This window comes from Achromobacter maghribensis (genome assembly GCF_057334215.1).
This window is the reverse complement of the sequence record NZ_JBHFII010000044.1, coordinates 322434-333063: the sequence shown is the minus strand read 5'-3', so window position 1 is coordinate 333063 and position 10630 is coordinate 322434. Positions and strand designations below refer to the sequence as shown.

The 10630-nt window shown below is 66.4% G+C and carries 9 protein-coding genes; 4 read left to right on the top strand and 5 right to left on the bottom strand.

Going from position 1 to position 10630, the window contains the following annotated elements:
- Positions 1 to 222 precede the first annotated feature (222 nt).
- The 4 genes from ACE039_RS19455 (at position 223) to ACE039_RS19440 (ending at position 4421) form a co-directional block, all read left to right on the top strand.
- On the top strand, positions 223 to 1071 hold the full coding sequence (locus ACE039_RS19455) for an HAD family hydrolase (RefSeq protein ID WP_105556873.1): 849 nt from the start codon (positions 223 to 225) through the stop codon (positions 1069 to 1071).
- Positions 1064 to 1573 carry a tRNA adenosine(34) deaminase TadA gene (tadA, locus tag ACE039_RS19450; RefSeq protein WP_310028928.1) on the top strand — a complete coding sequence of 170 codons (510 nt, stop codon included), beginning with the start codon at positions 1064 to 1066 and terminating at the stop codon, positions 1571 to 1573. The genes ACE039_RS19455 and tadA overlap by 8 nt, the downstream gene beginning before the upstream one ends.
- Complete coding sequence (locus ACE039_RS19445) at positions 1570 to 2658, top strand: LD-carboxypeptidase (RefSeq protein WP_485823117.1); 1089 nt, start codon at positions 1570 to 1572, stop codon at positions 2656 to 2658. The genes tadA and ACE039_RS19445 overlap by 4 nt, the downstream gene beginning before the upstream one ends.
- 158 nt (positions 2659 to 2816) lie before the next feature.
- Positions 2817 to 4421 carry an ABC-F family ATPase gene (locus ACE039_RS19440; RefSeq protein ID WP_054421760.1) on the top strand — a complete coding sequence of 535 codons (1605 nt, stop codon included), beginning with the start codon at positions 2817 to 2819 and terminating at the stop codon, positions 4419 to 4421.
- 100 nt (positions 4422 to 4521) lie between these two features.
- On the opposite strand, the gene ACE039_RS19435 is transcribed toward ACE039_RS19440, so the two are convergent.
- From ACE039_RS19435 to ACE039_RS19415, 5 genes are all read right to left on the bottom strand, one after another.
- Complete coding sequence (locus ACE039_RS19435; RefSeq protein ID WP_485823116.1) at positions 4522 to 5958, bottom strand: amidase; 1437 nt, start codon at positions 5956 to 5958, stop codon at positions 4522 to 4524.
- A gap of 14 nt (positions 5959 to 5972) precedes the next feature.
- Entirely contained in the window at positions 5973 to 7526 is a 1554-nt protein-coding gene (locus ACE039_RS19430) for an ABC transporter substrate-binding protein (protein WP_105556876.1), read from the bottom strand.
- A gap of 24 nt (positions 7527 to 7550) precedes the next feature.
- Positions 7551 to 8405, bottom strand: coding sequence for an alpha/beta hydrolase (locus tag ACE039_RS19425; RefSeq protein ID WP_485823115.1), 855 nt, complete (start codon positions 8403 to 8405; stop codon positions 7551 to 7553).
- A gap of 12 nt (positions 8406 to 8417) precedes the next feature.
- Positions 8418 to 10082 (bottom strand): dipeptide ABC transporter ATP-binding protein, encoded by a 1665-nt coding sequence (locus ACE039_RS19420; protein ID WP_485823114.1) that lies wholly within the window; start codon positions 10080 to 10082, stop codon positions 8418 to 8420.
- Positions 10079 to 10630, bottom strand: a 552-nt coding sequence (locus ACE039_RS19415) for an ABC transporter permease (RefSeq protein WP_485823113.1), incomplete at its 5' end; no start/stop codon positions are given. The genes ACE039_RS19420 and ACE039_RS19415, both read right to left, overlap by 4 nt.

The window sequence follows — 10630 nt, the reverse complement described above, 5'->3', positions numbered from 1 at the left end:
CCCCCCCCCACCACGGCGCCTGCGCCAGGGATGGCGCCCGCGCCGGGAACGATGCCCGCGCCGGGAACTACGCCTGCGCCGGCCCCTGGCACCATGAACGCCCCGATGCGCCAATAATGGCCGGATAGGGCCGGGGAGGGCGCACAGCCGTCGCTACATTCAGGCAAAATGGCGGCTGTCGCGCGTTTCTCGCCCTAATTCCGTCCTTTATTCACGCATCCCATGTCCGATGTCATCGCCCTGATTTTCGATTTCGACGACACGCTGGCCTCGGACAGCACGTCCGGCTTCCTGGAGAGCATCGGCGTGGACACGGCCTCGTTCTGGAAAGACGAGGTAGATCCGCTGCTGTCCCAGCACGACTGGGACCCGGTTCCCGCATACCTCTACAAGATGATCCAGCTGTCGCAGGCGGGCACGAATGGGCTCATCACGCAGCAGCGGCTGAAGGAATGGGGCTCGCGCCTTGAACTGCACGACGGCGTGCCGACGTTGTTCCAGCGCTTGCGCGCGGCGGTGCGAGCCGAACAGCCGCAAGTGCAGCTGGAGTTCTACCTGATCTCAAGCGGCATTGGCGACGTGGTGCGTTCCACGCCCATCGCGCATGAATTCACCGAAATCTGGGCCTCCGAATTCGTCTACGGCGATGACGGCGGCATCGCGTTCCCGCGCCGCATCGTCAGCTTCACCGACAAGACGCGCTATCTGTTCCACATCCAGAAGGGCATCATCGGGCGCGATTTCCGCAACAAACCCTTCGAGGTCAACCGCAAGGTGCCCGAAGACCGTTTGCGCGTGCCGTTCGACCAGATGGTGTTCGTCGGCGACGGCTACACCGATATCCCGTGCTTCTCGCTGATCCGCCGCGCCGGCGGCTTCGCGTTCGGCGTCTGGGACCCGAAGCATCGCGACAAGCGCAGCCGGGCCTGGGGCTTCATCGAAGAAGGCCGGGTGTCGAACCTGAACCAGGCGCGCTACGACGAACAGGCCGAGCTTTACCAGTGGCTGGAAGAGGCCGTGACCAGCCTGGCCGGCCGTATCGCGCTGAAGTCCCGGGTGTACCGTGGTTGAGGCCGGTCCGCTTGCGCCCGTGCCGCCCTGGACCGAAGAAGACGCCCGCTACATCCGCCTGGCGCTGGAAGAGGCCCAGGCGGCTTACGACATCGGCGAAGTGCCCGTGGGCGCGCTGGTCGTGTCCGCCAAAGGAGAGATCCTGGGCCGCGGCTACAACCGCACCATCATCGACCATGACCCGACCGCCCACGCCGAGATCGTCGCGTTGCGCAGCGCCGCGCGGCAGCTGGAAAACTACCGTCTGCCGGGCATCACCGTTTATGTCACGCTGGAGCCTTGCGTCATGTGCATAGGCGCCATGCTGCACGCGCGGCTTGCGCGTGTCGTGTTCGGCGCCTATGACCCCAAGACTGGCGCTTGCGGCAGCGTCCTGGACGTCGGGTCGGTCCCGAAACTCAATCATCACACTTCAGTCACCGGCGGCGTGCTGGCGGAACCTTGCGGCGACCTGCTGCGTCGGTTCTTCCGTGAACGCCGCGCCAAGGAATCCATCGCATGAACACCCCCAAAGCCGCCAAGGCGGGCACGAAAGCAGCCGTCGGCAAGACGGCCGGCAAGACCGCCGCCAAGCCCGCCGCAAAGACGGCGATCAAGGCGGCCGCCCAAGGCCACGATCACCACGGCCCCGCCTGCGACGACGATTGCGGCCACGATCACAGCCACGACCACGGGCACAGCCACACGCTGCCGGACGCCCGCGGCATCTACCTGATCTCGCCGTCGTCGGCCGTGCGCGACCCCGCCACGGTCGAGCTTGCCCGCGAACGCCTGCAACAGCAGGGTTTCAAGACCGCCATCGACCGCACCGCCTACGCCGAACACCAGCGCTTTGCCGGCACCGACGCGCAGCGCCTGGCCAGCCTGGCGCGCGCCATCAAGCAAAAGCTGCCCATCGTCATGGTGACGCGCGGCGGCTACGGCATGGGCCGGCTGCTGCATCAGATCGACTGGAAAGCAATGGCCGACAGCGGCAAGCGCTTTGTCGGCATGAGCGACTTCACCGCCTTCAACCTGGGCCTGCTGGCGCAGACGGGCGCGGTCAGCTACACCGGCGCCACGGCGGTGGCCGACTTTGGCGGCAAGAAAGTCGATGACCTGACCGAAGCGCTGTTCGGCGAAGTGATGCGCGGCGAACTCGAAATCCTCAGCTTCGAAACGCAAGACGCCGATCCGGTCGATGCGCGCGGCATCCTGTGGGGCGGCAATCTGGCCATGCTGACGTCGCTGCTTGGCACGCCTTATTTTCCGAAGATCCGCGGCGGCATCCTGTTCCTGGAAGACGTGGCCGAGCATCCCTATCGCGTCGAGCGTATGCTGATCCAGCTGTGGCAGGCCGGCGTCCTGGCCAAGCAGAAGGCGATCGTGCTGGGCCGCTTCTCGGACTACAAACTGGCGCCGCACGACAAGGGCTACGACCTCCATGAAGTCGTTGCCTGGCTGCGCAAGACGGTCAAGGTGCCGGTCATCACCGGTTTGCCTTACGGCCATGTGGCCACCAAGGCCACCTTGCCCATCGGGCAGAAGGTGGGCATCGCGACCGAAAAGGGCCTGGCGCACCTGGTGCTGGACGAACATCACCACTGATCGTCGCTTCTGGCGATTCGCCCCCGGCATCCGGTCCCGGCCGGAACCGGGGGCGTTTTCATTCGGGCCAGGCATTGAAATCGGGGCCGTAGCGCCGTTTGCTACACTATCGGGTTTCTCCGCATGCGTCTTCGGACGCCCTCAGACTCAAATACACCGTGATATCCACAGCCAATCTCACCATCCAGTTCGGTCCCAAGCCCCTTTTCGAGAACGTCAGCGTCAAGTTCGGGGAAGGCAACCGGTACGGGCTGATCGGGGCCAACGGGTCCGGTAAGTCTACGTTCATGAAGATCATCGGCGGCGATCTCGAATCGTCCGGCGGCAACGTCTCGCTTGAGCCGGGCGTGCGCCTGGGCAAGCTGCGCCAGGATCAGTTCGCGTTCGAAGACCTGCGCGTGCTGGACGTCGTCATGATGGGCCACACCGAGATGTGGGCCGCCATGTCCGAACGCGACGCGATCTACGCGAATCCGGAAGCGACCGAAGACGACTACATGCGCGCGGCCGATCTGGAAGCCAAGTTCGCCGAGTACGACGGCTACACCGCCGAAGCACGCGCCGGCGAATTGCTGCTGGGCCTGGAAATTGCCGTGGACCAGCACAACCTGCCCATGCGCGAAGTCGCCCCGGGCTGGAAGCTGCGCGTGCTGCTGGCGCAGGCGCTGTTCTCGAACCCCGACGTCCTGCTGCTGGACGAACCGACCAACAACCTGGATATCAACACCATCCGCTGGTTGGAAAACGTGCTCAATGGCTACCAGAGCACGATGATCATCATCAGCCACGATCGCCACTTTCTGAACCAGGTGTGCACGCACATGGCCGACGTGGACTACGGCGAGATCCGCATCTACGCCGGCAACTACGACGACTACATGCTGGCCTCGACCCAGGCGCGCGAGCGTCTGGTGTCCAACAACGCCAAGGCCAAGGAACGCGTCGCCGAACTGCAGGATTTCGTCCGCCGCTTCGCCGCCAACAAGTCCAAGTCGCGCCAGGCCACGTCGCGCTTGAAGCAGATCGACCGCATCAAGGCCGACCAGGTCGTGGTCAAGCCATCGTCGCGCCAGAACCCGTACATCCGGTTCGAACAGAACAAGGTCATGCACCGCCTGGCCGTCACGGTCGAGAACCTGACCAAGGCGTACGACGCGCCGGTGATCACCAAGTTCTCGGCGATGGTCGATGCCGGCGAAAAGATCGCCATCATCGGCGCCAACGGCGTGGGCAAGACCACGTTGCTGCGCCTGCTGGCCACCGAATTGCAGCCGGACTCGGGTTCGGTGAAGTGGTCCGACAACGCCGATCTGGGCTACATGGCCCAGGACGTCTCGGACCAGTTCCTGCAAACCGACATCAACCTGCTGGACTGGATGGGCGACCATCGCCAGCCCGGCGACGACGACCAGTCGATCCGCTCGGTGCTGGGCCGCCTGCTGTTCTCGGCGGACGATCTGCCCAAGGCGCCCAAGGTGCTGTCCGGCGGCGAAAAGAACCGCATGACCTTCGGCCGCCTGATGCTGGGCCGCCACAACGTCATGCTGCTGGACGAGCCGACCAACCACTTGGACATGGAGTCGATCGAATCCCTGCAGTTCGCGCTGGAAAAGTACGAAGGCACGTTGGTCTTTGTGTCGCATGACCGCGAATTCGTGTCGGGGCTGGCCACCCGCGTGATCGAAATCCTGCCTTCCGGCGAGATCATCGACTACCGCGGCGGCTACGAAGACTATCTGGAATCGCGCGGCATCGAGGCCTGATTCCGGCCGACCACCGTGGCCTTGCCGCCAGCTTGGCGGCTGGCCGCCTGCCGGGGCGTATCGCTTGCCGTGCGGCGCGATAGCAGCCCCGACAATGACGTCAGGCGTGGGTTGGGGGCAGCCGGCCTTCCCACGGGCGCGCGCGCTCCAGTTGGCCCGCCAGTTCGAATAGCGTGGTTTCGTCGCCGTAAGGCGCCATGAACTGAATGCCGATGGGCAGGCCCGCCGGGGTCTGGAATAGCGGCACGCTCATGGCGGGGATGCCGGCGGCATTGGCCGGGCGCGTGAAGACGGTGCCTTGCATGAACTCACTTGCGAAGGCGCGCCAGTCCGGGCCGCGCACGTCCAGGGCGGCCATGGGCGGCGGCAACGTCGGCATGACGGACGTCAACAGGACGTCGACCTCCGCGAACAAATGGCCCAGACTGCGGGCGACGCTGTTGGCGGTGTTGCGCGCGGCGAGCAGGGCCGGCGCCGACAAGCTGCGACCATACTCGGCCAGACCCAGGTTGACGGGTTCGAAGCCGTCCGCGTCGGGCGGCCGCCCGCTGTCGGCGGCAATCGCGTCCACTTCCAGCGCCGTGTAGGCGGCGATGATGCGCAGGTAAGCATCGGCCAGGGCCGATTCGTCAAAATTGAAGGCGGCGGCCTGGACGCGATGCCCCAGCTGGCGGCACAGGGCTGCGGCATCGTCCAGCGCGGCGGCGATGGCATCGTCCAGACGCAAGCCCATGCCGGGCCCGGCCACGACGCCGATGCGCAACGGCCGCGGATCGCGGGATGCCGCCTGGACGTAGGGGCCGGACTTGGCCGGCGCGGCGTAAAGGGCGCCGGGCTCCGGCGCGTCAGTCAGGTCCAGCAGCAAGGCCGAATCGCGCACCGACCGCGTCAGGGCGTGGTGGCTGACCAGCCCGCCCCAGTTCTCGCTGGACACCGGGCCGCAGGGCGTGCGCCCGCGCGACGCCCGCAGGCCGAACAATCCACCGCAGGCCGCCGGAATGCGGATCGAACCCGCGCCGTCGTTGCCATAGGCCAACGGCACCATGCGAGCGGCCACCGCGGCCGCCGCGCCGCCGGACGACCCGCCGATGCTGCGGCCGGCATCCCACGGGTTCAGCGTAGGGCCGTGCAGCGTCGGTGACGTGGCGATGTTGCCGGAGAACTCCGGCAGGTTCGTCTTGCCCACGATGACCATGCCGGCGGCCTTGTAGCGGCGCACGATCTCGTGGTCGTGGGCCGGCACGTAGCCACGGGCAGCGCGGCAGCCGAACGACATCGGCACCCCGGCATAGGTCGGGCAGTCGTCTTTCAGCAGCACCGGCACGCCGCGCAGCGGCGCGTCGGCGGGCAGATGGCGCAGCTGCTCCTCGGCCGCTTCGCGCATCGTCAGGATGACGGCATTCAAGTGGGGATTGACCCGGTCGATGGCGGCGAACGCGTGCGCGACCGCATCGGCGGGGCTGAGTTGGCCGTCGCGGATGGCGGCCGCCAGCGCGGTGGCGTCGGCGTGCCGGTAATGGATTTCAGCGTAGGACATGTCGGGTGGTCGTGTCAGGGTTGGGTCTTGGTCACGCCCCAGAAGCGGTGCGTGCCCGCTGGCCAGCCCGCGTAACCCTGCACGACGGGCCGCAGGGCGGTCACGACGGGCAGATTGAACAGGCCGATGATGGGGATATCGCGCGCCATCAGTTCGTGCAGCTGGTTGAAAAGATCGCGCCGCTTGGCCAGATCGGGCTCCATCGCGACCTGCTTGAGCAGGGCAGCAGCCTTGGGATCGTCCCATTGGCGGGTGGGCTCGAGCTTTTTATCGCCGATCAGCGATTCATACATCAGCAACGGGTCCAGGCGCGCCGAATAGCCGAAGATGGCCAGCTCATATTGGCCGCGCCCGTACAGATCAAGTTGCGACGCCCAGTCGCGCACCTTCAGCTCGACATTGATGCCGGAAGCGGCCAGCATGGCCTGCACGATGGTGGCCGCCTGCACGCGTTCCTGGCGGTTGGCCACCAGCAGCGTGATCGGTTGGCCCTTGTAACCGGCCTGCGCCAGCAGTTTGCGGGCCGCGGCGGGGTCATAGGCCGGCCAGGTCTTGCTGCGTTCGTCGTAGTAGGGGCTTTGCGGCACCAGTACCGAAGGATTGGCCGTGTACAGCCCTTCGCCCGACGCTTCGGCCAGATCCGGCAGGCTGAGGGCCTGGGCGATGGCCTGCCGCATGCGGACGTCTTGCAGTGCCGGTGCGGTGGATTGCACCTGCATCACAAGCCAGCTGGGCGTTTGCTGCACCTGCACGGGGATGCCCTGGCTGCGCAGCGTGGCCAGGGTGGTGGGTTCAATGCCGTCCACCACGTCCAGGTCGCCCGAGAGCAGTCCGTTGCTGCGGGTGCTGGCGTCCGGCACGGTCATGAAGCGCAGGACGGGAATGGTGGCCGTCTTATTGCCCGCGTAGCCATCGCGCGCGCCGGGCAGGGCGTCGTACCCGGCGAAGCGCTTGAGGTCCAGCTGACGGCCCTGCATCATGCCGCCGAAGGCATAGGGGCCGGTGCCGATGGGCGTGTCGAAGCTGCCGTCCGCCTTGACGGAATCCGGGTGCAGGATCCACGGCGTGCATTGGACGGTGGCCATCGTCATGGGGAAATTGGGCGCGGGCGCGGCGAACGTGAAGCGCACGGTCAACGGATCCACGGCCTGCACGTCTTGCAAGGCCGGGCCGATCTTGCCGTTGTAGCGGTTGACGCACTGGAAGTTGGTCTTGGGGTCCAGATAGCGCTTGAAATTCCAGACGACGGTGTCGGCGGTCAGCACCGCGCCATTCTGGAAATGCACCTGCGGGCGCAACTTGAACTCGTAAACCTTGCCGCCATCGCTTGCCTGCCAGCTTTCCGCCAGCACGGGTTTGATCTTCAGGTCTTCGCCATAGGCCACCAGGCCTTCGACGACGTGCGCCAACACCATGTCGGCGTTGGCGTCGCGGTTGACCCCAGGGTTGATGCTGGCGATGTCGGCGTGCAGCGCCACGCGCAACATCTGGGCGTCGCCCGCGGCGTGGGCGCCAGCGCTCAGCAGGCCACCTGACAGCAAGGCGAAAAAAGCAAGGTGTCGGTTCATGATTTCCCCTTTATTTTTAAAGCTTTAGCGGCGGGACTTCAAAAAGTCCTCGAAGAACGATTCCACCGCTTCGATGACCTTGAATGGTTCATGGGCCACGCCCGGCACGGTGTCGCGTCGTACCTTCACGCCATGGGCCTCGAAGCTTGCGGCCAGTGCCTCGATCCGCTGGATGCGGTTGTCGCCTTGCAGCTCGGCGCCCGGCATCCACAGCTTGCTGTCCCGCGGAATGGTGATTTCCCACGTGGCCGTGTCGTCCGTGCCCACCAGCGTCTGCACGGCGACTTCGCGCATGGCGCCGATGTCGATGGCGCGGCCGAAGCGGGCCGGTACGTCGCGCACGCCTACCCACCAGTCGTAATCCTGATTCAGCAGGGTGACCACGCCGGGGGCGCCGATGGAGACGGCTTGCAGGCGTTCGGGGTGCAGCATGAAGAAACGCTGGCAGAACTGCCCGCCGCCCGAATAGCCGTACAGCAGGAAGCGGTGGCCGTTGACGCGGTATTTGGCGATGGTTTCGTCCACCATGGACAGCAGCACGTGGTCGTAGCGGATGTCGTGGAATTGGATGCGCTTGTAATTGGCCAGGTCGCCCGGTTCGATAATGCCCACCGGGAACAGGGGGGCCAGCACGATGCAGTCGTTGCGCTGGGCGAAATCAGCGAAGCGGTCGCGGTACTGTGCCGCCGTGCGGCCGGTGCCGTGCACGATGACCGCCAGGTCATAGGCCTTTGCGCCGGCCTCGTCATAGTCGGGCGGCACATACAGGCAATAGCTGAAGCGCTGGTCGAACTGGCTGGCGAAGAACGGCGTGGCGCCGAAGTCGTAGAAGCTGAGTTTGACGCCGTGGCCCTGGCGGGGCGGGGGTGTCGTGGACATGGACGGGATCTCCTAGGAAAACGATTCGGCGGGTTGCGCCATGGCCAGCGCGTCGTTGCGCCACTTCAGGCGGACGCCGCCGGCGGCGGTGGCTTCCAGCATGGGGATGGCGCCCAGCAACTGGCGTGTATAGGGTTCGCGGGGGCGGTCAAAAATGGCGTCGCGGGTGCCGGCTTCGACGATCCGGCCCGCTTGCATCACGATGACGCGGTCGGCGATCTGCTCCACCACGCCCAGGTCATGGCTGATGAACAGACAGGAAAATCCATAGCGTTGTTGCAGGTCCGCCAGCAGGTCCAGCACCTGGGCGCGGACCGTGACGTCCAGCGCCGACACCGCTTCGTCGGCGATCAGCAGCGCCGGCCGCCGCACCAGGGCGCGGGCGATCGCCACGCGCTGGCGCTGTCCGCCGGACAGTTCGTGCGGATAACGCAGACCAAAGTCGCCGTCCAGGCCGACGTCGCGCAAGGTCGTGGCGACACGCTCGTCTTTTTGCGCCGCGCTGAGCCCGGGCGCCAGCCGCAGGGCTTCGGCCACCAGCGCGAACACGGTCATGCGCGGGTCCAGCGACGAATACGGGTCCTGGAACACCATTTGGCAGTTATAGCGATAGTCGTTGAAGGCGGCGCCGCGCGCGGCCAGCGGCTGGCCTTTGTAGCGCAGCGCGCCACCGGTCGGCGCGACCAGCCCGGTCAGCACGGAACCCAGCGTGGTCTTGCCGGAACCGGACTCGCCCACCACGGCCACGACTTCGCCGGGGTGGATATCCAGGTCGATACCGTGCAGCACGCGGTTGCCGGCCTGCCGGGTAAACCAGCCCTGGCGCGCGCCGTATTCCACCGTAAGGCCGCGCGCCGACAGCAGTGGCGCCTGAGTGGCAAGCGGACGCGGCGGACGCCGTTGCGGCAGCGTCGCCAGCAACTGGCGCGTGTAGTCGTGCGCGGGCGTGGCCAGCAGTTGCGCGGTCGGGCCGGTTTCGACGATATCGCCGCGCCGCATGACCACCATGCGCTGCGCATAGCGTGCCACCATCGGCAGATCGTGGCTGATCAGCAGCACGGCCGTGCCGTTCTCCTGGGTCAGTTCCACCAGCATCTCCATCACTTCGCGCTGAATCACGGCGTCCAGCGCCGTGGTGGGTTCGTCGGCGATCAGCAGCGCGGGGCGCAGCAGCATGGCCGAGGCGATCATGATGCGTTGACGCATGCCTCCCGAGAATTCGTGCGGATAGGCGTCCAGCACGCGGGACACGTTGGGCAGCCCGACGCGGCGCAGCATGGCTTCGATGCGGTCGCGATGCGTGGCGCGTTCGCCGGGCGCATGCTGTTCCAGCCCTTCGGCCAATTGCTGGCCTACGGTCAGCGACGGCGTCAGCGACGTCATGGGTTCCTGGAACACCATGGCCACCTTCGGGCCGCGTAGGGCACGCAATTGCGCGGGCCGCAGCCCGTAGACGGAGGTGCCGTCCAGCCGAATGTCGCCGCCCGCGCGGTCGATGGCCTGCGGGGTCAGCCGCATGATGGCCCGGCCCAGCATGGTTTTGCCAGAGCCCGATTCGCCGACCACACCGACAATCTCGCCACGCGCGACCTGCATGCTGGCTTGCGAAACCACGTTGTGGCCATGGCCGGCAGTCAGCGTCAGGCCGTCGATATCGAGCAGGACGGGGGAAGTCATACGCGCCTCCGCATGCGGGGGTCCAGCCGGTCGCGCAGTGCGTCGCCCAGCAAATTGATGCCCAGCAGCGACAGCGAAATCGCCAGGCCGGGAAAGATGGCCAGCCAGGCGGCCTGGCCGATGTAGGTGCGGCTGCCGGCCAGCATGTTGCCCCAGGTCGGCGCGGGCGGCGCCACGCCCAGGCCCAGGAAACTGAGCGAGCTTTCCGCCAGGATGATCCAGCCGCACATGGACGTTGCCATGACAATCACCGGCGCCAGGCAGTTGGGCAGCAGATGCCGCATCAACGTATAGAACTCTGAGTTGCCCATCACGCGGGATGCTCGGACGAATTCGCGTTCGCGCAGGCTCATCACGGTGCCGCGCACCACCCGCACGACCGACGACATATAAGCCAGCGCCAGCGCCAGGATGATGCCGGTTTCGCTGGCGCCGAAAACGGCCAGCAGCCCAAGCGCCAGCAGCAGCCCGGGAAAGGCCAGCAACGCGTCGTTCAGCGCCATCAGCACCCGGTCCGGCCAGCCGCGCAGATACCCGCTGACGGCGCC

What these genes read in the sequence shown, in the direction of transcription:
- ACE039_RS19455 (WP_105556873.1), top strand. Translation starts at nt 223, where the DNA reads ATGTCCGATGTCATCGCCCTGATTTTCGATTTCGACGACACGCTGGCC.
- ACE039_RS19420 (WP_485823114.1), bottom strand. Translation starts at nt 10,082, where the DNA reads ATGACTTCCCCCGTCCTGCTCGATATCGACGGCCTGACGCTGACTGCC.
- ACE039_RS19445 (WP_485823117.1), top strand. Translation starts at nt 1,570, where the DNA reads ATGAACACCCCCAAAGCCGCCAAGGCGGGCACGAAAGCAGCCGTCGGC.
- ACE039_RS19435 (WP_485823116.1), bottom strand. Translation starts at nt 5,958, where the DNA reads ATGTCCTACGCTGAAATCCATTACCGGCACGCCGACGCCACCGCGCTG.
- ACE039_RS19425 (WP_485823115.1), bottom strand. Translation starts at nt 8,405, where the DNA reads ATGTCCACGACACCCCCGCCCCGCCAGGGCCACGGCGTCAAACTCAGC.
- ACE039_RS19430 (WP_105556876.1), bottom strand. Translation starts at nt 7,526, where the DNA reads ATGAACCGACACCTTGCTTTTTTCGCCTTGCTGTCAGGTGGCCTGCTG.